Below are 24,706 nucleotides of genomic sequence, written 5' to 3' on the forward strand. Positions count from 1 at the left end.
GCTAAGGGGCAACTTGTTTTCACTTAACCAAAAGTCATTCTCTTGTTCGCATCATTTCAATATTAAACGAATACATATCCGGTCTAAATATACTTTTTAGAAATTCTATTGGTTTACCGTTTGGATCGTATATTAAACGTTCACTAAGTAAAACACTTGATGATTCAGGGATATCTAGGCATTTTGAGTCCTGCTCTATAGCTTGACCACTTGTTATGGATTGCTTTGCTTTCCACAAATTAATCCCAAGTGAGGATTCAAGCACATCATATAAAACTGCCGAATCTAAATCATATTTTTCAAGTTCATTTCCAATTTCAGTGGAGTAGTAATGTTTTTCTATAGCCATTGGGATGTCATCCGCAAACCTTAGTCTTTCAATTAAATAAAATTCCTCAACTTCGAGGACTTGTTTTATTTTTTCTGGAATTGATTTTTTACCGTAATAAAGTAATTTAGAACCCGGCTTCATTCCCATATTTTTTACCGTTTCTGTAAAACTACTAAATGACCCTAGCCAATCTTGTACTGGAACATTAGATATAAACGTCCCTTTCCCATGGCTTTTTTCTAAAATACCCTCATGTACAAGCATTGATACAGCCATTCGCACAGTTGTCCTGCTAACCGAGTAATGTTCCATCAACTCCCGTTCACTCGGGATTTTCTTTTTGTAATAGCCATTCATAATTTCATCTCTTAATATTTGTTTCAACTGAACATGTAATGGCACTGGACCATCAAATTCCAAGCTCATTGATAACCTCCTATAACGACATGTAGACACAATTTGATATTAACTTAATTAAATCAGAGAATGAAATCATAGTCAATCTAGGAAGCGTGACTTTTGTCCCACTAATATATAAGGAGATTATTATAAATCGAAATACTATCGCGATTGTATTTCAAAACTAACTCAAAGTTTACTTGGTTTTAACACTCTCTTAACTATTGTGTACTACTATTAAGTTGAAGAGAGCATATTTTCAATGGGGGTGCGCAATGAAGTTTTTTATAAAAGTAAGTATCTGCTTTGTGGCTGTCATCTATTTATTTTAACAAGAATTGGATGGGTAAAAAACACCTAACTAAGGCTAGGTGACGATTTAAAAAGGTAGTTACTTTAGCAATCCACTACCCCGTCTGTTACAACAACTATTCTGTTTTTGAATTTCATAAAAAATCACTTCACTGTCCTATAAAAATATAAATAAAGTCTCTTATTCTGGAATTTACCCCACATCAAGTATTTTCGATATCATTTTTCCATTTCTTCAATCCCGATACTACTTCATGAAAATACTCATTAAATGGGTAAGAAGATGATAGTTGATCAAACTCATCTTCATTAATCTGTCTAATTTCTTCTTCAAGCTTATCTAGTTCATCTATTGATCCATTTAATAATTGAACAATTCTATCCATAAGATACCCCTCCTACTACTCCTTTTTTGATACTCCCTCTTTATATATTTATAGAGGATGTTCAAAAAGTCACCAAATGATAAATGGCGAATCTCTTCGTTACTCGGTTTTTCTGATCCTCCTTCTATCTTCCTTTAAAGTTTGGCTCTCTTTTTTCAAAAAAAGCTTTCACACCTTCTGTAAAATCCTCTGTTTGAAAACAGATATCTTGACCTTGTGCTTCCAATTCTAATAAAGTTTTCAAATTACGATTTAAATGCTGATTCATTATTTTCTTTGTCATACCAATAGAAATAGGAGACTTTTTTGTTAATCTTTCTGCAATTACCATTGTTTCTTCCAACAATTCATTGGCAGGCACAATGCGATTAACAATTCCCAACTGTTTAGCCTCATTTGCAGAAATTCGGTCACCCAAAAACATCAACTCTTTTGCTTGTTGAGTACCTATTAAAGCTGGAAGAAAGTGCATCGCCGCGAAATCTGGAATTAAGCCAACATTAACAAAGCTTTGTACAAAAAATGCTTGATCAGAGGCGACAATTAAATCACAAAGTAATGTAAGACTAAATCCTGCTCCAGCAGCTGCTCCGTTGACAGCAGCAATAATTGGCTTCTCAACTTCTAGCATCTTCATAATTAAGGGGTGCGAAGCTTGTAATCTCCGTCTACCTTCAAGTGGCTTCATCCCTTGTAATGCTGAAAGATCACCTCCAGCTGAAAATGCTTTCCCTTCTCCTGTTAGAATAATGCATTTGACCTTCTCATCTTGTTCTGCTTGCTCCAATGCCTCATTTAGCTCTATCCTCATCTCCATAACTAAGGCGTTGCGTTTGTTGGGCTCATTCAATCGGATTATGTATGTGCTCTCTTTTCTTTCTACTAAAAGTGATTTAAACTTCATATTAAAAACCCCTTTTTCTTAAATCTATCTATTTTTATGCTTTTAGAAAAATCTTACGTTTATTTTGATGAGTGGTATCATTTGAATATAATGATTAGTAAGTTCTTCTTCAGATTCGTTCCGTTTCGTCTGAAGAAGAACGTAACATGTTTGTTTTAATGTTATACATCGATGCAGGCTATTTATATGTTAAAAATTTTACTTTCCCTTTGATAACTTCTTTTCCATCTTGATTGATAGCATACACTTTAAAATCCATATGTGTTTCCCTTACATCCTGCACGATTGCTTTTAGTGTAAGGACATCGTTTAGAAAAACCATTCCTTTAAATCGGATTGTATAATCTTGAATAAAACCGTCTTCATAATAAGGAGTGAAAAGTTTCGCCAAGTTTCCCATCGTCCACATCCCGTGCGCTATAATTCCCGGTAATCCCGTTTTCTTCGCTTCGTCATCGATTGTGTGAATAGGGTTATAATCTCCTGATGCGCCTGCATATTTAATCAAATCAAGTCTAGATACAGGTTCAAGTATTACATCTTCAAGTGATTCGCCATTTTGTAAATCTGTTAAACTTTTCAAAGCTTCATCACCTTCCTTACAGCTTCCGTTATAATGATAACCTGCTCTGACGAAAAGATAGTTTCTCCTTTAGGGTCTTCGCCACATCTATTTAATACGAAAAATCCCATTCCTTTTTTCTCATAATAATCCTTCACTTCGGTATAACAATAAATCTCTTCACCTACCATTAATGGTCTCTCATAATGATAGGTTTGCTCCCCGTGAATGAGCCCTTTATTTGGGAGTTCTAGTCCATCAACCTCTCCATAATCAAAGACCCTAGGAAAGGTTGGCGGTGCAATATTAATGCCATACCTTGACTTTCTTCCAAACTCTTCATCTATAAAAATAGGATGTGAATCGCCAATCGATTCAGCAAACTTTTTCACCAAGCCTCTTTCAACTATATTTTTAACCTTATCGGAGCGTTTTCCAATTGATTCGGTCAACATACTTATACATCTCCTTCTACTACTAAGTAAGATTTAATCTTTTGGTCCTCCAGCTACATAGATTACTTGACCATTAACGAATGAGGATCGCTCATCTGCGAAAAAGGCAACAGCATTTGCAATGTCTGCTGGTTTTCCACTCCTATTAACAGGGATATTTTTTACACTTGCTTTTACTAGTTCATCAAATGTAATGCCAATTCTTTGGGCCGTTATTTTTGTCATTTCCGTCTCAATGAACCCTGGGGCAACAGCATTTACGGTGATACCAAATTTACCGAGTTCAATGGCAAGCGTTTTTGTTAAACCTTGTAATCCCGCTTTAGCAGTTGCATAGTTTGCTTGCCCACGATTACCTAAAGCAGACGTTGATGAGATGTTAATGATTCGTCCGTATTTATTGTTTACCATATGTTTCTGGGCAGCACGTGCAGCATTAAATGAACCTTTTAAATGGACGTCCATTACTTGCTGCCAGTCACTATCCGTCATTTTAAATAATAGGTTATCACGAAGAATGCCAGCATTATTAACAAGGACATCGAGAGACCCAAATGTTTTAACAACTTCTTCCATGGCTGCCTCTACTTCTTCTGCATGAACCACATTAGCAACTTTCGTATATACTTCATAACCTTGAGCTTTTAATTCCTCCGCTGCCTCACCTAGAGCTTCTTCATTTATATCAATAATCGCTACCTTTGCTCCTTCTTCAGCAAAGCTTTGAATAATTCCTCTACCTATTCCACGACTACCACCTGTTACGAACGCTACTTGACCTTCAAATCTACCTGTCATAAATAATTCCTCCATTTTATACTTATTATTGTCTAGAAATAATTAAACGTCTCTTATCAATTTATACGTTCCAACTCCTTTAGCTATCATATCCCCGCCTGCACTAAGTAGTTCACCCTCCGCAGTTACCGTTCGATATCCTTGTTGTATAATTCTACCATTGGCAAATACATCACCATTTTTAATCGGAGTAAGATAATTGACGTTTAGGTTCATCGTTGCACAGCGTGTTTTGGTTGTTGACCTGATAGCCATCCCCAAGACCATGTCCAGCATTGTCGCATGAACCCCTCCATGCAGAGTTCCATTTACATTTAAGAGCTGCTGTATAATTGGGAGTTTGAGAAGAACATTGCCTTCTTGAAAACGAATGATTTCAAATCCAATATGAGAAAAGATTGGACTTGCTTCAAAGCTTTCACGTACTTCATCTATTAGCTTAGGCAAATCAATCGCTCCTTCCTGATTATCTTCATTAAAAATTTGGCCTACTTGTAGAAATTGCTTTAAAAGTTCCGATGCCCTTCGCTACTGTATTCTTACTTTTATCAATGACGTACCCTTCACCAGTGAACATTTTCCCGTCTCTATAAGTGATAGAAGCAAATGCCGTGTATGGTCCCTTATTCGTTAAATCAAAATACGTGAAGTTCAAATTCACTGTAGTTGTAGGTATACCAATAGAGGCAATAGTTGAGCCAATAACGATGTCAATCATGCTTGCAAATACACCGGAAGGGATCGTTCCATCTCCAACTAATAGGTTTTCATTCATATTTAGTCCTATAACAACGTCGCCTTGTTCACTTTTGTGCTTTGCATAACCAATATGTTCAAAAAAAGAAGAGTGATCCTTGTTAGCTTCAGAATTATCCACGAGTGATTTGCTCCTTCCCAGCTTTACTAAGTGTACTGTAAATATTTTTACAAGCGCTCAATCATCATGGCCATTCCTTGTCCTCCACCAGCACATAAGGTAGCTATACCCAAATGCTCTTTCCTTCTTATCAACTCATGTAAAAGGGTAGTAACGATTCTAGCACCACTTGCACCAACAGGATGTCCGAGCGCTATCGCTCCACCATTAACGTTCACCTTTTCTGGATTAAGCGAAAGTTCGCGTATAACCGCCAACGATTGGGACGCAAATGCTTCATTTAATTCAATTAAATCCACATCTTCCATTTGTTTCGATGTTCTTTTTAGCAGCTTATTAACAGCTGGAACAGGACCAATTCCCATCACTTGTGGCGCGACACCAGCTGTTGCCCAGTCAATAATACGTGCGAGAGGCTTGAGTCCTAATGCTTTTGCTTTTGATTCCTTCATAATTACTAAAGACGCGGCACCATCATTGCGCCCGCATGTATTTCCAGCAGTGACTGTTCCATTTTCCTTGAATGCAGGTCGTAATTTTGCTAATTTTTCTATGGTTGTTTCTGGACGAGGATGTTCATCAGAATCAACAGAGAAAGTTTTCTTCCTTTCTGTTACTTGGACAGGAACAATTTCATTCTTGAATCTTCCCTCATTAATTGCCTCATATGCTCGTCGCTGGCTTTCTATTGCAAAAGCATCCTGACCTTCTCTTGAAACTTGATACCTTTCCGCAACGTTTTCGGCAGTCATCCCCATTCCTAAATTTTTTCCGTACATTTCCTTAGGTTGCTGTCCAGCTTCTACATTTGAGTCAACTAAAGTCGTTTTATCGCCCCCAAATCGTGAATTTCTAAGGTAAATAGGCGAACGACTCATACTTTCCGTGCCACCTGCGACTACAATTTCGGCTTGATCAAAGAAAATCTGCTGAACGCCTGAAGCTATTGCCTGCATTCCAGAGGCACATAACCGATTGACTGTGTATGCAGGGGATGATTCTGGAATTCCTGCTCGTAATGCAGCAACTCTTCCGATATTTGATGATTCCGTAGTTTGGCGAACTTCACCCATAATTGCTTCATCCACTTGTTCTGGCGATATGCCAGCACGATTTATTGCTTCCTCAATCGTAAGCGATGCTAAATGACCAGAGCTTACTCCTTTTAGTGAGCCTCCATAAGCGCCAATTGGTGTCCGAACAGCACTAACAATAACAATACTCTCTTTCATATGTACCATCCTCCATATCCCTGCATTTAGCTATACTCTTTTTTTGAATTTCCGATGTTCCACCATAAATTATTTTAACTATATTGATAAAATCCTTTTCCCTTTTCATGCCCAAAATCAACCTTTTCCACCTTTTTCGTCTTCCGCCAATTTCCGCTTTAAAAGTTTCCCTACTGTATTTCTCGGCAAGACATCCATAATCTTGAATTGCTTGGGAACCTTGTATCTGGTTAAACTACGGTAACAATGGCCCTTTAACTCTTCAAGATCAATGGTATGCCCATTCTTAGGGACGACATATGCCTTTACTAATTCCCCTATTTGTGAATCAGGTATTCCCACAACAGCACATTCCTCCACATCAGGGTGTTCATATAAAACGCTTTCAACTTCTTGTGGATAAATATTAAAACCGCCATTAATAATCATTTCTTTTTTTCTTCCTACAATATAGAAGTAGCCATCTTCATCCATCGTAGCCAAATCACCTGTGTGCATCCAGTCGTTCTGCAGTACATGGTTTGTTTCTTTTACGTTATTCCAATAGCCTTTCATAATTTGTGGCCCTTTAATTAATAGTTCTCCTACTGAATTTGTTTCAAGAACATGGTGATCTTGGTCAATAATACGGCAGTCAGTCCCAGGAACAGGGATTCCAATGCTTCCAACTTTTCTTTCGCCATTAATCGGTGTCCGGTGAGTCGTTGGTGAGGTTTCCGACATACCAAACCCTTCTAGAATTTCTGCACTTGATATAGCTTCAAACTTTCTAATTACCTCAATAGGTAAAGGTGCTGATCCTGACGAGCAAACTTTGAAACAGTCTAGACCATATGACTCTGCATTTGGATAATTTGCAAATGATATATACATTTTTGGTACACCCGGGAAGAAAGTAGGCTGGTGTTCTTTTATTATTTTCATTACTTTTTCAACATTAAATTTTGCAATTAATAATATATTGGCTCCCATGTATATACCTAAATTCATCGCACTAGTCATGGCATAAACGTGATATAACGGTGTAGCGGTTAGGATTGTTTCTTTGCCGGGAATAACTTTTTGTCTGTACATGGTGTAACTTTGCAATACATTCGTAATTAGATTTCGTTGAGTCAACATGGCTCCTTTTATTTTCCCTGTTGTACCACCGGTATACTGGATAACAGCCACATCTTCCTTCGGGTCAATAGAAACGGCCGAATCAAGTACCATGTCTGACTGCATTAAATCATCAAGGTAACAAAAGTGACGGTTTGTTTCAGATTTATCTAGTTGAGAAACCATAATTTGTTTAAACGAATATAACGTATCAATTTCATGAACTGTTTTTAATGAAACAGTATCTGCCACCATATAGTCGATATCTGCATCATTTAAAATTTGAAGCAATTCACTTGTTGTGTAGGAAGGATTGAGTTGTACAACAATTAAGCCTAAAGCGTGTGCTGCATAATAAGACACAATATAATCGGGATGATTGCCCAGCATTAGACCAATCCGTTCTCCCTTAGTAAATGCCATCTCTTTCCAGCTGCCTGCCAATCGATCTGTACGGTCTTTTAGTTCATTGTACGTTATCTTTTCACCCGCAAAAGTAATTGCCGTGTGTTCACCATACTTTTTTGCGGACTTTGTTAAAACCTCGTAAAGTGAAGTCTCCGGAAACTCTAACTGATGTGATTGATCGAGATAATACTTATGCCAAGGACGACTTTGTAATTCTTGCAAAAATAATCCCCTCCTAATATCAGTCGTTTATCATTGGATATTTTTCACATCTTCTACTACTACTTTGTTGGAAGCATTTGGTTTCACCAATAAAGTAAACAAAATAGCAAAAATTAAAACGAGTGCTGCCATGAACAAAATAGAGTAATTATAGCCCAATATCTTATCGGAGCCTGAAAGCCCGATTAAAAATCCGGTAACTAAAGGTGCTATAATTCCAGCAATATTACCTGATGATGTTAAAATACTGGTCATTAAACTACCCCGCTCAGGAAGTTCATTGATCATAATCGTTGGACCAATTGGCAAAATGGTATACGTTAATCCTTTTGCAATACACATTGCAGCTATAACCCAAATTGGATTTTGAAAAATGGTAATAGAAGCCATGCACAGTGCACCAATTGCCATAGATCCCCCTACGACATAGACCCTCGATAGACGCCAATTTTGAGTCTTCTTAAAGATATTATCTGATAACGAGGAAGTCCCTACATAAATAGCCATGGAAGCGATTCCAATTATCATAACACCAAAACCCATTTCAGCCGCAGACATACCGATAACTTCGACGAGATAAACAGGTAACCAAACAGCAATCCATACAACTAAAAAGTAGGTCGAGAAATAAGCAAGTGTTGTAAATAATGCTGTAGGTGAAGCAAGTAACTTTCCAAAGTCCTTGGGATTAAGTTTTTCTAATTTAGCTTTCTTTTCCTTCTGTACTTTCTCATACGCTTTCAATGGGCTTTCCTTTGTCAAAAACTGAAAACCAATCGCCCAGACAATACTTGCTGCACCTAAACATGCAAATGCCACTTTCCAGCCAAAAATGCTAATTAAGGCAACGAGAAGAGGTGCAACAACCATTGCACCAACCGTAGCTCCTGATACAACTACAGCATTCGCAAATCCTCGGAGTTTTGGAGGGAACCATTTATTTGCATGGCTGTATGCAACAGGACTAAAGGGACCTTCAAAAGCTCCTAGTAAAACCCGATAAACTATTAGCAGCGGTAAGGCTGTAATCACCAGTACACCAAATTGTAAAACCGCCCAAACAAGCATGACAGACCCAAGTATTTTTTTCGCACCGAATCGATCGGCAAACATAGCACCAATAATACCTGTCACAGGATAAAGCCAGTAATAGCTACTTCCGACAATGCCCCAGTCTACGTATGATAGATTTAAATCAGCCATAATGGGGACAGCAGCTAGACCGATGATAGACTTATCTGCAAAGTTAATGATCATTCCAAAGAACAAGAGAACGAGAACTACCCAACGCATGTATGAAAACCCCTTTTCTGATTATGTTACTAGTCGTTCAGTGGTTCTTCATTTTAATTTTCTTCAAGAATTCGTCTTGCTATGATCATTCGTTGGATTTCGTTTGTTCCTTCATAAATTTTCGTAATTCTTGCATCACGATAAAAACGCTCGACAGGATATTCTGCAATGTATCCAATCCCACCGTGAATCTGTACCGCTTTATCAGCTACTTTATTAAATACTTCTGAAGCGAATAGTTTGGCCATGGATGCTTCTTTAATTACCTTCTTCCCGTCATCAACCTTTTCTGCAGCCATCATCGTCAATGTACGCGCAGCTTCTGTTTCTGTAGCCATATCAGCTAACAACCACTGGATTCCTTGATTACTAGCAATCGGCTTTCCAAACTGTACCCGCTCTTTTGCATAGCTGGCTGATAATTCTATTAGTTTATCACATGAACCTACTGCTCTAGCGGCTAGACCTATCCGGCCTTCACCAAGAATTTTCAATGCATTCATGTACCCCATGCCAACTTCACCGATAACATTTTCTTCGGGAACAACACAATTGTCAAAAATAACTTGGGCAGTATACGATCCTCGCAACCCCATCTTTTTATCCTTTTTGCCAACAATCAGTCCTGGAAAATCCTTCTCAATTAAAAATGCAGTAATACCACCTTTAGCTCCTTTTTCCTTGTTTGTTAACGCAAATACCGTAAACACATCAGCAACCGGCGCATTTGTGATAAAATGTTTTGTTCCATTAACAATCCATTGTTCTCCCACTTTTTCTGCTTGTGTCGATAAATTTGTAGCATCTGATCCAGCGCCCGGTTCTGATAAAGCAAATGCTGCTATTTTATTCCCAGCAGCCATGTCTGGTAGATATTTTTGTTTTAGCTGTTCAGAGGCAAGTTTTACAAGACCTGTACTTCCTATTCCGGTGTGAGCACTGATTAAAGAAACAAAACCATTGTGTGTTCTACCTAGCTGTTCTAATACCGTTGCTTTCCCAACTGCATTTAGACCAATGCCGCCATATTCTTCAGGAATACTCATACCAAACAAACCAAGTTCCTTCGCTTTTTCAACTAAATGTTGTGGAATCGCATCCTCATCCTCAATTTGTTGTGCATAAGGTTCTACCTCTTTATCTACAAAATTTTTAATCATCTTTTTCATTTGCTGTAATTCATCAGTAACTGCTACTGCCATTTAAAACACCCTTCCTTTTTATGTTTCTTTTTATTATTGCAACAATCATGCCAAAATAGGTTCTACTTTTTAAAAAAGCATAAAAAAAAGGCTGCAAACTGCAGTCTTTACGCTTTGTATTAGAAAATTAAATTGTACAAGAGCGAGAAGTTTTCGACATTATCTTAAATTACGATCACTAATAATTCATAAATAAATCAATTTGGATTAAAATGCCGCATATATCTGATTCATAATTGAATTTTGTTGATTCAATTATGAATTGCAATTACCTTTTTACCATCAAATTGTATTTCTTCAGTTTCCTAACGATTGTCGGTTGACTTGAATCTAATGCTTTTGCAATATCATAGGTGTTTTTATACTTTTCTACCGCAAGGCCAAGTACCTTTACTTCCGCCATTTCTGTAGCTTCCTTTAAGGAAACAATCGAGGATGGGCCTATAATTGTTTCACTGGATTCGCGATATTCAGAAGGGAGATTGTCCATTTTTATGGCGTCATCAGGAGTGATAACGACTAACCTTTCAATAAGATTAGAAAGTTCCCGTAGATTCCCTGGCCAGTCGTAGGTAAATAGGAAATCTTTCAACTTGCCATCCAGAAGCTTTGACATGTGGTACTTTTCATTCGCTTGGTTTAAAAAGGTTTGGATTAAAGGTAAGATGTCGTCACGACGGTCTTTAAGCGGTGGAATAAAAATTGGAAGCACATTCAGTCTATAATATAAATCTTCACGAAAGTCTCCCTTTGTTACCATTTCTTTTAAGTTTCGGTTCGTAGCAGCAATAATTCGAACATCCACTTTTTTTGGTTTCGTTCCACCAATTCTTTGGATTTCGTTTTCTTGAAGGACTCGTAATAATTTCACCTGTAATTGTAACGGTAGCTCACCAATTTCATCTAAAAAAAGAACCCCTTTATCCGCTATTTCAAACATTCCAGGCTTACCTTGGCGACTAGCGCCAGTAAATGCACCACTTTCATAGCCGAATAATTCAGACTCTAATAAGTCAGGTGGAATGGCACCGCAATTTATTTTGATAAACTCCCCTTCCCTAGACCGCATACTATTGGTAAATATGTATTTACCTAGAACGTCTTTTCCTACACCGGTTTCTCCCAATAGTAATACAGTTGCGTCGATATCAACTATTCGATCGGCAGTATTATAAATCATTTTCATATGTTCACTATTAATAACAATTCCATCTAATCGATCTGGCTTATTTTTTAGCAAAGCTAATTCCTTTTTGTACTTGTTATTTAACTGATTCATTTTCTCTAATTCGGTCTGCAACGCATTCAAGTCTGATAAATCTCTAATATTTGTTACAACCTTTTCAATCACTCCGTCTTCATTAAATACGGGGGTTCCTGTTATTAAAATCTCTTTTCCAGCGAAATTATCCTGCACTACCGATACGGTTCTCCGCTGCTTCACTACCTTATGTGTAACAGATTTCTTTAATATACCCCTTTTAACCAAAGCGTCTACACTTTTTCCAATATAATATTCTTTCGGAATACCGGTGATTCTCTCAATAGCTGAGTTCGTTTTCCATGTGACTCCTTTGGTATCTGTGATATAAATACCGTCATATGAACTTTCGATAATAGCATCTAACTCATGTGTTAAGTTTTTTAACTCTTTGTTTTCGTTTTTTAGGGCAGACAGTTCTGATGTTTCTTTACCGATCAAAAGTCTGTCACTTGAGCCGGTTAAAGAACCTTCAATAAAAATAAAGCGTTTCTTGCCGGACTCTGCCATAATCATTTCCGAGCTGGTATTAGTTTCCCATCTAAGAAAAGCATTCCGTATGCTTTCCCCTGTTTCCATTACCTCTTCTAAACTAGCTTCCATCAAATGGTTATAAGAAATTACTTTTTCATCCTTACTAATAACAACAGCTGGAAGTGGAATACTCTCCACTATATCGTTGAAATTCATTATCTTCACCGCCTTCAGAATTATAAATCAATTCCCTAAACACGTTTGCAATAGATAAATATGAATACGCCTACATTTTTACATTATACTATGAATTATACAACATTACGACAATCATCTTAAGGATTGCATACAACAGAAATCGGCATTTTTCGCTTGCGTAAACGATTTATTAGGTTCTTTCGTAGCAGCTACTAAGTCATACAAAGTTCACATGATTAGTATTAATTTTTTGTGTTTTCAATCCATGAACATTATGTAGCGGAATTTCAACAAAAAAACGAACTTTTTATTATATGACATGGTATTGCTATTAGAATGATACCCCCTTTTGTTACAATAGGAAAAACAAGATTTCAATCGACGGGAGTGATTCTCTTGAATCGTAAAAAACATCATTACAAGAAAGGCTTTATATTTTTGCTTCTAAGCATGGTAGTCCTGCTCAGCGGCTGTGAACAAATGGTCGTGTTTGATCCAAAAGGGCCAGTAGCAGAGAGCCAAAAAGATCTTATTTTGTATTCACTAATCTACATGGCTGGGATAATTGTCGTCGTTTTTGCGGCGTTTGCGATAATTGTTGTCAAATACCGTGACCACCCTAATCGAAAGGCTAGTAGCTACAAGCCGAACCTTCATGGTAATAAAGCCATAGAAGCGGTTTGGATTATTATCCCGATTATAATCGTTACATTATTATCAATTCCAACAGTGAACACGCTATTTGATTTAGAGGAACCGCCTGTATCTTCAAGTGATAAAGAACCGCTTGTTGTGTACGCAACAGCTGCAAACTGGAAATGGTTCTTCAGTTATCCAGAACAGGACATTGAAACAGTCAATTACTTGCACATTCCTACCGACCGGGCAATCGAATTTCGGTTAGCTTCCGCTGGTTCTATGGCAGCGCTTTGGATTCCGGCACTAGGTGGCCAAAAGTACAATATGGCTGGCATGCAGACCGTACTTTATTTACAAGCAGATGAACCCGGTGTATACGATGGCCGAAACTCCAACTTTAACGGAGAAGGTTTTACGGAACATACATTTGAGGTTTATGCCGAAAGCGGAGACAAGTTCAACGAATGGGTTAGTGAACAACAAGAGACTGCACCAAATTTAACCCAGAAGAAATACAATAAACTGCTTGAACCCGGTCTGGTAGACAGATACACCTTTTCATCAACCCATCGTGATTGGGTCCAACATGGAACACTAGAAGATATGGATTATACGATCGAACGTTTCAGAGAAGCATATGAGACGAACATGCATTTAGAAAATGATGGCGAACAAACCAACAACGAACATTAACAAGGAAAGCAGGTGGAATTATGCAACTAGATGAATTTTTTGTCACAGGTGAACCACTGATATACGGTGGAATGGTTGCGATCGCCCTTGTAACATCAGCGATTCTCTTCATCCTTACCTATTTCAAGAAATGGAACTGGCTATGGCGTGAATGGCTAACAACCGTTGACCATAAAAAAATTGGAATTATGTATATCTTAAGCGCACTAGCCATGCTCTTCCGTGGTGGAATGGATGCCCTGATGATGCGAGTTCAATTAGCATTTCCAGGTATGAACTTTTTGAATGCGCAACATTATGATGAAGTTTTTACCACACACGGTACCGTAATGATTATCTTTATGGCAATGCCGTTCTTAATCGGATTGATGAACATTATTGTTCCATTACAAATAGGAGCAAGAGATTTCGCATTTCCATTTGTGAACGCAATAAGCTTCTGGTCATTTTTCTTCGGGGCAATGTTATTTAATATTTCTTTTGTCATTGGCGGATCACCAGATGCAGGTTGGACTAGTTATACCCCGCTTGCTGGTGCTGCAATGAGCCCTGGACCAGGACAGAACTTTTACTTACTTGGCCTGCAACTTGCAGGTATTGGTACCCTTGCAACAGGAATTAACCTAATGGTTACCATTTTGAAAATGCGAGCACCAAGCATGAAAATGTTTCACATGCCAATTTTCACGTGGTCTTCCTTTATAACATGTTTTATTATCATTTTTGCTTTTCCGATTTTGACAGTTGCTTTAGCACTAATGACAATTGACCGTATCTTCGGTTCACAGTTCTTCACACTTACAGGAGAAGGCCTGCCGATGATGTGGACGAATTTATTTTGGATGTGGGGACATCCGGAAGTATACATTGTAATTTTACCAGCATTTGGTATCTTTTCTGAGATTATCGCTACCTTCGCGAAAAAACGATTATTTGGATACAGTGCAATGGTTTGGTCCATTGTCCTGATTGCTGGACTGAGCTTCCTTGTTTGGGTACACCATTTCTTCACCATGGGAGCTGGCGCATTCGTTAACTCTGTATTCTCTATTTCGACAATGCTAATCGCTGTTCCAACCGGTGTAAAAATATTTAACTGGCTCGGAACACTCTATAAATCTAAAATTGAATTTTCAGTAGCGATGCTTTGGTCCCTTGCATTTATACCAAGCTTCGTAATCGGTGGTGTAACTGGTGTTATGTTAGGAATGGCTGCGGCCGACTTCCAGTTCCATAATTCCTATTTCCTAGTAGCCCACTTCCATTACGTATTAATTGCCGGTACCGTATTCGCTTGTTTTGCCGGACTCGTCTACTGGTATCCAAAAATGTTTGGACATAAGTTAAATGAACGAATTGGTAAATGGAGCTTCTGGTTTTTCTTGATTGGCTTCCATGTTTGCTTCTTCCCGCAGTTCTTTATCGGGTTAGACGGAATGCCACGAAGAATTTTCTATATCGCACCAGAATGGTTTACCTTGAATTTCATTTCAACAATTGGCGCATTTGGTATGGGTGTAGGATTTGCGATCTTTGTTTATAACATCTATTACAGCTTCCGTTACAGTGAACGCGAAACAACTGGCGATGCTTGGAATAATGGCAGAACACTCGAGTGGGCAACAGCTGCTCCTGTACCACATTACAATTTTGCAACGCTACCGGATAAAGTTGGATATGATGCACTGTTAGATATGAAAGAAAAAGGCGAAACAACCTTTGATGAAAGTAAATTAGAACCTATTCATATGCCGAACAACACTGGAAAGCCAATTATCATGATGGGTATATTAGCCTTCGCAAGCTTCGCGCTTGTCTTCGAATGGGTCACACTCGCAGCAATTGGTTTGATTGGAACAATTATCATGATGGGAATTCGTTCATTCGACTATGATGATGGTCATTATGTAAGTGTAGATGAAATAAAACGTACCGAACGAGCAGCAAGGGGGTTAAATGATGAGTGAACAAGATATTAAATCTGGTCCATTGGAATATCGAACAGAAAATGGCCGATTGGCTGTTCTTGGTTTCTGGATTTTCCTGGCTGCAGAAATTGCTTTATTCTCGACCCTATTTGCAACTTATGCAGTGTTGTATGGACGAACAGCAGACGCACCATTACCCGGAGAACTATTTGAACCAACAGGAACGCTCATCATGACTTTCATTTTACTGACAAGTAGTTTCACCTGTGGAATTGCTATTCATGAAATGCGACGTGGCTCAAAGAAAGGCCTGATCACTTGGCTAATAATTACATTGGTATTGGGCCTTAGCTTTCTTGGCTTTGAAATCCAGGAGTTTATCCATTATACACATGAAGGAGCTACCATCCAATCCAGTGCATACTGGTCAGCTTTCTTCGTACTTGCTGGAACACACGGATTACACGTTACACTCGGAATTGGTTGGGCAATTCTTTTGCTGATTCAAGTGATGAAGCGCGGACTTACACCAGTCACAAGCCGCAAAGTTTTTATCATCGGACTTTACTGGCACTTCCTGGACGTTGTATGGATCTTCATCTTTACTGGTGTTTATTTACTAGGGATGGTGATGTAGTATGGAAACGAAACATTCAAGCAAAATTCCAGTTCAGCACATAATCGGCTTTATTTTGTCCCTAACACTGACTCTAATCGCCGCTTGGGCAGCAATAAAATCCGAACTACCAGTTACTTGGATTGTCATCGGGATTATGGTCTTGGCCGTCATTCAGGCTGGAATTCAACTATTCATGTTCATGCATATGACAGAATCAGCAAGTGGAGGTGGCCACGCACCATGGAATATGATGTTTCACGGATTCGTAATAGCTGCGATTGTCGTGGCAGGTTCCCTCTTCACGATGTCATTTGGCCATGATCATGGCGGTGATCCAAATCAACACGATCAACAGAATGAACAACACCAAGAACACATGAACCATGAATAGATTAACGATAGGTAGGTGTCCATTTTGGAATTTAACAAACAAGCAAACGAAAAACAAGAATTTGATTTAATATGGAAGCCTATCATTGGGTTTGTCCTTTGCATCTTACTTACAGCTTTTACACTTTGGGGAGCATTATATTCTGGCGCCTTTCCAAAGGTACTTTTTATTGCGATTTCTGTTATCACCTTTATACAAGCAGTACAGCTACTATTGCAAGTTCAGACTCAAGAATAATAAGAAAAGCGCAAGCACCTTGAAAGATACGACAAGCATAAGCAGAGCGGTGCAGTGTGGTGCTTTGCTCGCGCGGAAGCGAACTGCTTATGTCTCGAGTGTCTAGGGCGCTTGCGCTAGACAGATAATCGCCAAAATTTTATACTTTCTTTGCTCTTAAAAAAACCCCCTTTTCCAATGCTAAGGAAAAAGGGGGTTTTTATTAATAATTTGTTTTCGTTCTATTTATTGGCGATTTAACCATTCGTATGATAAACATAACCCATCCTACCTCTGCAAGAATGAGACTCAGATAGAACATTGACCATGTAATGGAGAATGCTGCTGGTGCTGTCTGAAACTGTGCTTCAATATAGTACAGCCACATTCCTACCAGCATAACTGTCTGGAGAACAGCTAGCGTTTTCTTGTTTGATTGAATAAATAAGAATGGAGTTAGTGTTGCCAATAACATAAACATCACTATAATACCCATTTAAAATCATCTCCAATTGTTAATTAGTTCATGTAAACGATTTCTATATTATTAGTATAACAGATAATTTACAAAAATGACACAAAAAATTCACAAGTAAGTTTTTTTTGGATATCTTACGGTCGGACAACGACGTTTACATTTATAGATTATCCATTTTCCATTATTATATTATAGTGCAATTTCATTAATCCCCTGCTATTGAGGCCGCGGGGTCTCGACGATCTCTTGCTTCCCGCAGGATAAGGAATGCTCCCCTGAAAAGGCATCGCACGAAGAAAAAGTGCTTTTCTTTTTCGAGGAGTCTCCGTATATTCGAGGGTGCTAAGTTAAGGTGAAAAGTTAATTTTTTAAAATACCACCATTTTTTCAGTGGCCTCCTGCTATTAAGCGTTCTTTTTCCTATACAGCCACACACTCTTTCCTTTAATAACAACAAACTTTTAAAAAACGGCCAATGTAAAAGACGATTATGGCTACCATAATCGTCCATGTTAAAATTTATTTACTTAACTGCCGTGCTAACTTTCAACTTCTTTCCTTTGATTGTTGTTTTTTCCATGGCTTGAATAACTAATGAGCCTTTTCCATTAAGGATATCAACATAGGAAAAATTGTCTTGGATGTTTATAATTCCAATATCGTCTGCTGTTACCCCTGGAATTTTAGCAATGGTTCCAACAAAATCTACAGCTCGGATCTTCTTCTTTTTCCCACCACTAAAATGGAGTTTCGTAATATCTTTATTTATTCGCGCAGTTTTATTATTTTTAACGACTCGGCGCCCACTGAGTTTTTCTTCAAAAGCGGCTTTTCCGCTAACAACTTCTTGTCGCGTTGGAGCATCCATAGTAGATAACCCAAAGCCAATGTATTTTTCAATTGCTTTAAGGAATTTTCCTTCATGAGGTGTCGCAAAGGTAATCGCTTTTCCTTTATTACCAGCACGCCCTGTTCTTCCAGTCCGGTGAACATAGGACTCTTTTTCCATTGGAACATCATAGTTAATCACAAGTGTCACATTATCAATATCAATTCCTCTGGCAGCCACATCGGTTGCCACTAGATAACGGAAATTGCCAATTTTGAATCCCTCCATGACTGCAAATCGATCCTCTTGTTCTAACCCACCATGGAGTTTTTCACAGGAATATGTAGCTGCCTCCAATTCAGAAAACACTGTATCAACATGTTCTTTAGTCCTGCAAAAAATAATACAACTATCTGGGTTTTCAACGACTGTTACGTTTTTAAGCAAAGAAACTTTTTCTTCGTCTTTCACTTCGATTACACGATGGTCAATCGTACCTGTTGTTACTCCTGTAGTAGCAATTTCGATATTACTAGGATCTTTCATATACTTATGACAAAGACTTTCTACATCTTTCGGCAATGTAGCAGAAAATACCATTGTCATCCTATCTGAAGGAAGTTTTTTTATAATCGCTTCAACTTCACTAATAAACCCCATATTAAGCATTTCATCAGCTTCATCGATAATTAAGTACTTTATTTGGTCTAAAACTAAAGTATCCCTTTCGATATGGTCCATCACACGTCCAGGTGTACCAACAACTACATGCGTTTTTTGTTTCAATTCTTCCTTCTGTTTCGCAAATGGTTCTTTTCCATAAACCGCCATAGCTTTAATCCGTTTAAACCTTCCAATATTCGTTATATCTTCTCTAACTTGTACAGCAAGCTCCCGGGTTGGTGTAAGAATTAATGTTTGTGGCTTTTTTTCTTCCCATTCCATCATTTCACAAATAGGAATACCAAAGGCTGCTGTCTTACCACTTCCTGTTTGGGACTGTACCACAAGATCTTGATTTTCCATTGCTTTTGGTATTACTTCACGTTGAACTTCTGTAGGCGTGTCGTATTTCAACACACCAAGCGCCCTTCCTATTTCATTGCTTAAATTGTATTCTTCAAAATTTATTTCACTCATGTGTTAGCCTCTTTTTTTTATTATTCGACTTTATATATAGGATTCTCTAAAGAAAATATCATATGCAAAATCTGACCATGTTCATTATATCGTATTTAGTTAGGTAAAAGTGACTTTCCTAGTAAAGTCATGTTATATCTATTTTCCCCAAACAAAAACACCAGAATTTCATATCCTGGTGTTTTTGTTATTTGCCTGGCGGCGTCCTACTCTTGCAAGGACAAAGTCCCAACTACCATCGGCGCTGGAGAGCTTAACTACTGTGTTCGGTATGGGAACAGGTGTGACTTCTCCGCTATTACTACCAGACAATTTCATATAAGAAAAAGGTATATTTTATACCCTAAAAACTAAATAAGAGCGCAATAGTGACATCAAGAATTGTTAGTTAAGTCCTCGATCGATTAGTATTCGTCAGCTGCACGTGTCACCACGCTTCCACCTCGAACCTATCAACCTCATCGTCTCTGAGGGATCTTACTCACTCGAAAGTGATGGGAAGTCTCATCTTGAGGGGGGCTTCATGCTTAGATGCTTTCAGCACTTATCCTTTCCACACGTAGCTACCCAGCTATGCTCCTGGCGGAACAACTGGTACACCAGCGGTGTGTCCATCCCGGTCCTCTCGTACTAAGGACAGCTCCTCTCAAACTTCCAGCGCCCACGACGGATAGGGACCGAACTGTCTCACGACGTTCTGAACCCAGCTCGCGTACCGCTTTAATGGGCGAACAGCCCAACCCTTGGGACCGACTACAGCCCCAGGATGCGATGAGCCGACATCGAGGTGCCAAACCTCCCCGTCGATGTGAACTCTTGGGGGAGATAAGCCTGTTATCCCCGGGGTAGCTTTTATCCGTTGAGCGATGGCCCTTCCATGCGGAACCACCGGATCACTAAGCCCGACTTTCGTCCCTGCTCGACTTGTAGGTCTCGCAGTCAAGCTCCCTTCTGCCTTTACACTCTACGAATGATTTCCAACCATTCTGAGGGAACCTTTGGGCGCCTCCGTTACTCTTTAGGAGGCGACCGCCCCAGTCAAACTGCCCGCCTGACACTGTCTCCGAACCGGATTACGGTCCTGGGTTAGAAGGTCCGTACAGCCAGGGTGGTATCCCACGGATGCCTCCACCGAAGCTAGCGCTCCGGTTTCCAAGGCTCCCACCTATCCTGTACAAGCTGTACCAACATTCAATATCAGGCTACAGTAAAGCTCCACGGGGTCTTTCCGTCCTGTCGCGGGTAATGCGCATCTTCACGCATAGTATAATTTCACCGGGTCTCTCGTTGAGACAGTGCCCAAGTCGTTGCACCTTTCGTGCGGGTCGGAACTTACCCGACAAGGAATTTCGCTACCTTAGGACCGTTATAGTTACGGCCGCCGTTTACTGGGGCTTCGGTTCTAAGCTTCGCACCCGAAGGTGCTAACCTTTCCCCTTAACCTTCCAGCACCGGGCAGGTGTCAGCCCCTATACTTCGCCTTTCGGCTTCGCAGAGACCTGTGTTTTTGCTAAACAGTCGCTTGGGCCTATTCACTGCGGCTCCTCCTTAAAGGAGCACCCCTTCTCCCGAAGTTACGGGGTCATTTTGCCGAGTTCCTTAACGAGAGTTCTCCCGATCACCTTAGGATTCTCTCCTCGCCTACCTGTGTCGGTTTGCGGTACGGGCACCTATGAACTCACTAGAGGCTTTTCTTGGCAGTGTGAAATCCAGAACTTCGGTACTTTAGTTCCCTCCCCATCACAGCTCAGAATTGTTGGACGGATTTGCCAATCCAACTCCCTTGCTGCTTGGGCGCACATTTCCAATCGTGCGCATTCCTTATCCTACTGCGTCCCCCCATCGTTCAAACGTTCATGAGGTGGTACAGGAATATCTACCTGTTGTCCATCGCCTACGCCTGTCGGCCTCGGCTTAGGTCCCGACTAACCCTGAGCGGACGAGCCTTCCTCAGGAAACCTTGGGCTTTCGGTGAAAGAGATTCTCACTCTTTTTTCGCTACTCATACCGGCATTCTCACTTCGAAGCGCTCCACCAGTCCTCACGGTCTGACTTCACTGCACTTCGAACGCTCTCCTACCATTGTTCATAGAACAATCCGCAGCTTCGGTGATACGTTTAGCCCCGGTACATTTTCGGCGCAGAGTCACTCGACCAGTGAGCTATTACGCACTCTTTAAATGATGGCTGCTTCTAAGCCAACATCCTGGTTGTCTGGGCAACTCCACATCCTTTTCCACTTAACGTATACTTTGGGACCTTAGCTGGCGGTCTGGGCTGTTTCCCTTTCGACTATGAACCTTATCACCCATAGTCTGACTCCCAGGCTTACGTAGCTGGCATTCGGAGTTTGACTGAATTCGGTAACCCGGTGAGGGCCCCTAGTCCAATCAGTGCTCTACCTCCAGTACGCATCTGCCTGAGGCTAGCCCTAAAGCTATTTCGGAGAGAACCAGCTATCTCCGTGTTCGATTGGCATTTCACCCCTACCCACACCTCATCCCCGCATTTTTCAACATACGTGGGTTCGGGCCTCCAGTCAGTGTTACCTGACCTTCACCCTGGACATGGGTAGATCACACGGTTTCGGGTCTACGACCGCATACTAATTCGCCCTATTCAGACTCGCTTTCGCTGCGGCTCCGTGTCTTCCACTTAACCTCGCATACGATCGTAACTCGCCGGTCCATTCTACAAAAGGTACGCCGTCACCCATTAACGGGCTTCGACTACTTGTAAGCGCACGGTTTCAGGATCTCTTTCACTCCCCTTCCGGGGTGCTTTTCACCTTTCCCTCACGGTACTGGTTCACTATCGGTCACTAGGTAGTATTTAGCCTTAGGAGATGGTCCTCCCAGATTCCGACGGAATTTCTCGTGTTCCGCCGTACTCAGGATCCACTCCGGAGGAAACTCTTTTTCGATTACAGGGCTCTTACCCGCTATGGCTGATCGTTCCAGATCGATTCATCTAAAGAATTTCTTTGTAACTCCAATGGAGTGTCCTACAACCCCAGAAAGCAAGCTTTCTGGTTTGGGCTGATTCCGTTTCGCTCGCCGCTACTCAGGAAATCGCATTTGCTTTCTCTTCCTCCGGGTAATGAGATGTTTCAGTTCCCCGGGTCTGCCTCGCGTATCCTATGTATTCAGATACGCGTACTGCTCCATTACGAACAGTGGGTTTCCCCATTCGGAAATCCTCGGATCAAAGTCTACTTACGACTCCCCGAGGCATATCGGTGTTAGTCCCGTCCTTCATCGGCTCCTAGTGCCAAGGCATTCACCGTGCGCTCTTCTTCACTTAACTATCTTTATGATTAAGAACTTACGTTTTTGATGTCGTTGTCTATCTTGCTCTTATTTAGTTTTCAAGGTGCAAAAAGAGAGATTCGCATCCCTCAAAACTGAACAAACAACCATGTATGCAAGGCCTACCAATGGCAGGTCTTATCGATGACGACAAGCGTCACCGATTTTCCGTTAATAATCCAGCTACAACTCCCAGCAGCTAGCGTATAGTTAATCTCTTTTCAATCTCCCAAAGTGCAGGGAGATTTTCAAGAGCTTATCTATCCGTACGCCGCTAAACGGTCGTTTTCGCTTTTTTATATTCCTTAGAAAGGAGGTGATCCAGCCGCACCTTCCGATACGGCTACCTTGTTACGACTTCACCCCAATCATTGGCCCCACCTTCGGCGGCTAGCTCCATAAAGGTTACCTCACCGACTTCGGGTGTTGCCAACTCTCGTGGTGTGACGGGCGGTGTGTACAAGGCCCGGGAACGTATTCACCGCGGCATGCTGATCCGCGATTACTAGCGATTCCGGCTTCATGTAGGCGAGTTGCAGCCTACAATCCGAACTGAGAATGGTTTTATGGGATTTGCTACACCTCGCGGCTTCGCGTCCCTTTGTTCCATCCATTGTAGCACGTGTGTAGCCCAGGTCATAAGGGGCATGATGATTTGACGTCATCCCCACCTTCCTCCGGTTTGTCACCGGCAGTCACCTTAGAGTGCCCAACCGAATGCTGGCAACTAAGATCAAGGGTTGCGCTCGTTGCGGGACTTAACCCAACATCTCACGACACGAGCTGACGACAACCATGCACCACCTGTCACTCTGTCCCCGAAGGGAACACGATATCTCTATCGCTATCAGAGGATGTCAAGACCTGGTAAGGTTCTTCGCGTTGCTTCGAATTAAACCACATGCTCCACCGCTTGTGCGGGCCCCCGTCAATTCTTTTGAGTTTCAGCCTTGCGGCCGTACTCCCCAGGCGGAGTGCTTAATGCGTTAACTTCAGCACTAAGGGGCGGAAACCCCCTAACACCTAGCACTCATCGTTTACGGCGTGGACTACCAGGGTATCTAATCCTGTTCGCTCCCCACGCTTTCGCTCCTCAGCGTCAGTTACAGACCAGAGAGTCGCCTTCGCCACTGGTGTTCCTCCACATCTCTACGCATTTCACCGCTACACGTGGAATTCCACTCTCCTCTTCTGTACTCAAGTCCTCCAGTTTCCAATGACCCTCCACGGTTAAGCCGTGGGCTTTCACATCAGACTTAAAAGACCGCCTGCGAGCGCTTTACGCCCAATAATTCCGGACAACGCTTGCCCCCTACGTATTACCGCGGCTGCTGGCACGTAGTTAGCCGGGGCTTTCTGGTTAGGTACCGTCATGGTACCGCCCTATTCGAACGATACTTGTTCTTCCCTAACAACAGAGTTTTACGATCCGAAAACCTTCATCACTCACGCGGCGTTGCTCCGTCAGACTTTCGTCCATTGCGGAAGATTCCCTACTGCTGCCTCCCGTAGGAGTCTGGGCCGTGTCTCAGTCCCAGTGTGGCCGATCACCCTCTCAGGTCGGCTACGCATCGTCGCCTTGGTAGGCCATTACCCCACCAACTAGCTAATGCGCCGCGGGCCCATCTGTAAGTGACAGCAAAAGCCGCCTTTCAACTTTCTACCATGTGATAAAAAGTATTATTCGGTATTAGCTCCGGTTTCCCGGGGTTATCCCAATCTTACAGGTAGGTTGCCCACGTGTTACTCACCCGTCCGCCGCTCGTTCCACAAGCTCACACCCCGAAGGGTGATTGCTTGCTTCCCGCGCTCGACTTGCATGTATTAGGCACGCCGCCAGCGTTCGTCCTGAGCCAAGATCAAACTCTCCAAAAAAGTTTGAATAAAATCGACACCAATCGATTTTATCAATTGTCTTAGCTTTGTTTCGTTACTTACACACTTGGTTGTTTTGTTCAGTTTTCAAGGATCGAATTTCAGTACGCTTTTCAAAAAAGCGACTTTATTAATCTACCATATTACTATTGTTAATGTCAACAGAAAGTTTCTT

General features: G+C 40.8%; 20 protein-coding genes and 3 rRNA genes. 5 read left to right on the forward strand and 18 right to left on the reverse strand.

The genetic code is table 11. The features are described from left to right. Nucleotides 1-34 precede the first annotated feature (34 nt). The 13 genes from CFK40_RS14305 to CFK40_RS14365 all read right to left on the reverse strand — a co-directional run bounded on the left by CFK40_RS14305 (nucleotide 35) and on the right by CFK40_RS14365 (nucleotide 12,433). Nucleotides 35-757: a GntR family transcriptional regulator gene (locus CFK40_RS14305; RefSeq protein WP_089532978.1), complete on the reverse strand. Its 723-nt coding sequence runs from the start codon at nucleotides 755-757 to the stop codon at nucleotides 35-37. Between the two features lie 488 nt (nucleotides 758-1,245). Next, complete coding sequence (locus CFK40_RS14310) at nucleotides 1,246-1,428, reverse strand: hypothetical protein (protein WP_089532980.1); 183 nt, start codon at nucleotides 1,426-1,428, stop codon at nucleotides 1,246-1,248. A gap of 124 nt (nucleotides 1,429-1,552) precedes the next feature. Beyond that, complete coding sequence (locus tag CFK40_RS14315; RefSeq protein WP_089532981.1) at nucleotides 1,553-2,332, reverse strand: enoyl-CoA hydratase/isomerase family protein; 780 nt, start codon at nucleotides 2,330-2,332, stop codon at nucleotides 1,553-1,555. A 178-nt stretch (nucleotides 2,333-2,510) separates the two neighbouring features. Then, nucleotides 2,511-2,915, reverse strand: a complete 405-nt coding sequence (locus CFK40_RS14320) for a MaoC/PaaZ C-terminal domain-containing protein (RefSeq protein ID WP_089532983.1) — start codon at nucleotides 2,913-2,915, stop codon at nucleotides 2,511-2,513. After that, nucleotides 2,912-3,349 (reverse strand): MaoC family dehydratase N-terminal domain-containing protein, encoded by a 438-nt coding sequence (locus tag CFK40_RS14325; RefSeq protein ID WP_089532985.1) that lies wholly within the window; start codon nucleotides 3,347-3,349, stop codon nucleotides 2,912-2,914. The genes CFK40_RS14320 and CFK40_RS14325 overlap by 4 nt, the downstream gene beginning before the upstream one ends. A 33-nt stretch (nucleotides 3,350-3,382) precedes the next feature. Next, complete coding sequence (gene fabG / locus CFK40_RS14330) at nucleotides 3,383-4,147, reverse strand: 3-oxoacyl-ACP reductase FabG (RefSeq protein WP_089532987.1); 765 nt, start codon at nucleotides 4,145-4,147, stop codon at nucleotides 3,383-3,385. Between the two features lie 42 nt (nucleotides 4,148-4,189). Beyond that, nucleotides 4,190-4,594 carry a PaaI family thioesterase gene (locus CFK40_RS14335; RefSeq protein WP_089532989.1) on the reverse strand — a complete coding sequence of 135 codons (405 nt, stop codon included), beginning with the start codon at nucleotides 4,592-4,594 and terminating at the stop codon, nucleotides 4,190-4,192. Nucleotides 4,595-4,622: 28 nt separating this feature from the next. Then, the gene (locus CFK40_RS14340; RefSeq protein ID WP_089532990.1) at nucleotides 4,623-5,024 is read right to left on the reverse strand and encodes a PaaI family thioesterase; all 402 of its coding nucleotides are present in this window, start codon (nucleotides 5,022-5,024) and stop codon (nucleotides 4,623-4,625) included. A 47-nt stretch (nucleotides 5,025-5,071) separates the two neighbouring features. Continuing rightward, the gene (locus CFK40_RS14345; protein WP_089532992.1) at nucleotides 5,072-6,256 is read right to left on the reverse strand and encodes a thiolase family protein; all 1,185 of its coding nucleotides are present in this window, start codon (nucleotides 6,254-6,256) and stop codon (nucleotides 5,072-5,074) included. 117 nt (nucleotides 6,257-6,373) lie between these two features. Beyond that, nucleotides 6,374-7,987, reverse strand: a complete 1,614-nt coding sequence (locus CFK40_RS14350; protein WP_089532994.1) for a long-chain-fatty-acid--CoA ligase — start codon at nucleotides 7,985-7,987, stop codon at nucleotides 6,374-6,376. Between the two features lie 30 nt (nucleotides 7,988-8,017). Continuing rightward, a complete protein-coding gene (locus tag CFK40_RS14355) occupies nucleotides 8,018-9,280 on the reverse strand; it encodes an MFS transporter (protein ID WP_089532996.1) in 1,263 nt (420 codons plus the stop codon). A 53-nt stretch (nucleotides 9,281-9,333) separates the two neighbouring features. Continuing rightward, on the reverse strand, nucleotides 9,334-10,482 hold the full coding sequence (locus CFK40_RS14360; protein WP_089532998.1) for an acyl-CoA dehydrogenase family protein: 1,149 nt from the start codon (nucleotides 10,480-10,482) through the stop codon (nucleotides 9,334-9,336). A gap of 268 nt (nucleotides 10,483-10,750) precedes the next feature. Beyond that, nucleotides 10,751-12,433 (reverse strand): sigma-54 interaction domain-containing protein, encoded by a 1,683-nt coding sequence (locus CFK40_RS14365; RefSeq protein WP_089533000.1) that lies wholly within the window; start codon nucleotides 12,431-12,433, stop codon nucleotides 10,751-10,753. 378 nt (nucleotides 12,434-12,811) lie between these two features. Here CFK40_RS14365 and qoxA point away from each other — a divergent pair, with 378 nt between their 5' ends. Genes qoxA through CFK40_RS14390 form a run of 5 tightly spaced genes read left to right on the forward strand, consistent with a single transcriptional unit; the run spans nucleotide 12,812 to nucleotide 16,922 of the window. After that, nucleotides 12,812-13,747 (forward strand): cytochrome aa3 quinol oxidase subunit II, encoded by a 936-nt coding sequence (gene qoxA, locus CFK40_RS14370; protein ID WP_319417992.1) that lies wholly within the window; start codon nucleotides 12,812-12,814, stop codon nucleotides 13,745-13,747. A 20-nt stretch (nucleotides 13,748-13,767) separates the two neighbouring features. Next, on the forward strand, nucleotides 13,768-15,714 hold the full coding sequence (qoxB, locus tag CFK40_RS14375; RefSeq protein ID WP_089533003.1) for a cytochrome aa3 quinol oxidase subunit I: 1,947 nt from the start codon (nucleotides 13,768-13,770) through the stop codon (nucleotides 15,712-15,714). Beyond that, nucleotides 15,707-16,312, forward strand: a complete 606-nt coding sequence (gene qoxC, locus CFK40_RS14380; RefSeq protein ID WP_089533005.1) for a cytochrome aa3 quinol oxidase subunit III — start codon at nucleotides 15,707-15,709, stop codon at nucleotides 16,310-16,312. Before qoxB ends, qoxC begins: the two co-directional genes overlap by 8 nt. Nucleotide 16,313: 1 nt before the next feature. Continuing rightward, complete coding sequence (qoxD, locus tag CFK40_RS14385; RefSeq protein ID WP_089533007.1) at nucleotides 16,314-16,685, forward strand: cytochrome aa3 quinol oxidase subunit IV; 372 nt, start codon at nucleotides 16,314-16,316, stop codon at nucleotides 16,683-16,685. 24 nt (nucleotides 16,686-16,709) lie between these two features. After that, nucleotides 16,710-16,922, forward strand: coding sequence for a cytochrome C oxidase subunit IV family protein (locus tag CFK40_RS14390; RefSeq protein WP_089533009.1), 213 nt, complete (start codon nucleotides 16,710-16,712; stop codon nucleotides 16,920-16,922). Nucleotides 16,923-17,124: 202 nt separating this feature from the next. On the opposite strand, the gene CFK40_RS14395 is transcribed toward CFK40_RS14390, so the two are convergent. From CFK40_RS14395 to CFK40_RS14415, 5 genes are all read right to left on the reverse strand, one after another. Continuing rightward, nucleotides 17,125-17,397: a spore morphogenesis/germination protein YwcE gene (locus CFK40_RS14395; RefSeq protein WP_089533011.1), complete on the reverse strand. Its 273-nt coding sequence runs from the start codon at nucleotides 17,395-17,397 to the stop codon at nucleotides 17,125-17,127. 505 nt (nucleotides 17,398-17,902) lie between these two features. After that, on the reverse strand, nucleotides 17,903-19,348 hold the full coding sequence (locus CFK40_RS14400) for a DEAD/DEAH box helicase (RefSeq protein ID WP_089533013.1): 1,446 nt from the start codon (nucleotides 19,346-19,348) through the stop codon (nucleotides 17,903-17,905). Nucleotides 19,349-19,541: 193 nt separating this feature from the next. Continuing rightward, nucleotides 19,542-19,657, reverse strand: a 5S ribosomal RNA gene (gene rrf / locus CFK40_RS14405). 75 nt (nucleotides 19,658-19,732) lie between these two features. After that, nucleotides 19,733-22,654 (reverse strand): 23S ribosomal RNA (locus tag CFK40_RS14410). Between the two features lie 311 nt (nucleotides 22,655-22,965). Further along, nucleotides 22,966-24,531, reverse strand: a 16S ribosomal RNA gene (locus CFK40_RS14415). Together the 16S, 23S and 5S rRNA genes form the textbook arrangement of a ribosomal RNA operon. Nucleotides 24,532-24,706 lie beyond the last annotated feature (175 nt).

The organism is Virgibacillus necropolis (assembly GCF_002224365.1).
GTDB classification, from domain to species: Bacteria; Bacillota; Bacilli; order Bacillales; family Amphibacillaceae; genus Virgibacillus_F; species Virgibacillus_F necropolis.

Excerpts from the sequence above, each read along its gene's own strand:
- CFK40_RS14305 (WP_089532978.1), bottom strand. The coding sequence starts at position 757 with ATGAGCTTGGAATTTGATGGTCCAGTGCCATTACATGTTCAGTTGAAA.
- CFK40_RS14310 (WP_089532980.1), bottom strand. The coding sequence starts at position 1,428 with ATGGATAGAATTGTTCAATTATTAAATGGATCAATAGATGAACTAGAT.
- CFK40_RS14315 (WP_089532981.1), bottom strand. The coding sequence starts at position 2,332 with ATGAAGTTTAAATCACTTTTAGTAGAAAGAAAAGAGAGCACATACATA.
- CFK40_RS14325 (WP_089532985.1), bottom strand. The coding sequence starts at position 3,349 with ATGTTGACCGAATCAATTGGAAAACGCTCCGATAAGGTTAAAAATATA.
- fabG (WP_089532987.1), bottom strand. The coding sequence starts at position 4,147 with ATGACAGGTAGATTTGAAGGTCAAGTAGCGTTCGTAACAGGTGGTAGT.
- CFK40_RS14345 (WP_089532992.1), bottom strand. The coding sequence starts at position 6,256 with ATGAAAGAGAGTATTGTTATTGTTAGTGCTGTTCGGACACCAATTGGC.
- CFK40_RS14355 (WP_089532996.1), bottom strand. The coding sequence starts at position 9,280 with ATGCGTTGGGTAGTTCTCGTTCTCTTGTTCTTTGGAATGATCATTAAC.
- CFK40_RS14360 (WP_089532998.1), bottom strand. The coding sequence starts at position 10,482 with ATGGCAGTAGCAGTTACTGATGAATTACAGCAAATGAAAAAGATGATT.
- CFK40_RS14365 (WP_089533000.1), bottom strand. The coding sequence starts at position 12,433 with ATGAATTTCAACGATATAGTGGAGAGTATTCCACTTCCAGCTGTTGTT.
- qoxB (WP_089533003.1), top strand. The coding sequence starts at position 13,768 with ATGCAACTAGATGAATTTTTTGTCACAGGTGAACCACTGATATACGGT.
- qoxC (WP_089533005.1), top strand. The coding sequence starts at position 15,707 with ATGAGTGAACAAGATATTAAATCTGGTCCATTGGAATATCGAACAGAA.
- qoxD (WP_089533007.1), top strand. The coding sequence starts at position 16,314 with ATGGAAACGAAACATTCAAGCAAAATTCCAGTTCAGCACATAATCGGC.
- CFK40_RS14395 (WP_089533011.1), bottom strand. The coding sequence starts at position 17,397 with ATGGGTATTATAGTGATGTTTATGTTATTGGCAACACTAACTCCATTC.
- CFK40_RS14400 (WP_089533013.1), bottom strand. The coding sequence starts at position 19,348 with ATGAGTGAAATAAATTTTGAAGAATACAATTTAAGCAATGAAATAGGA.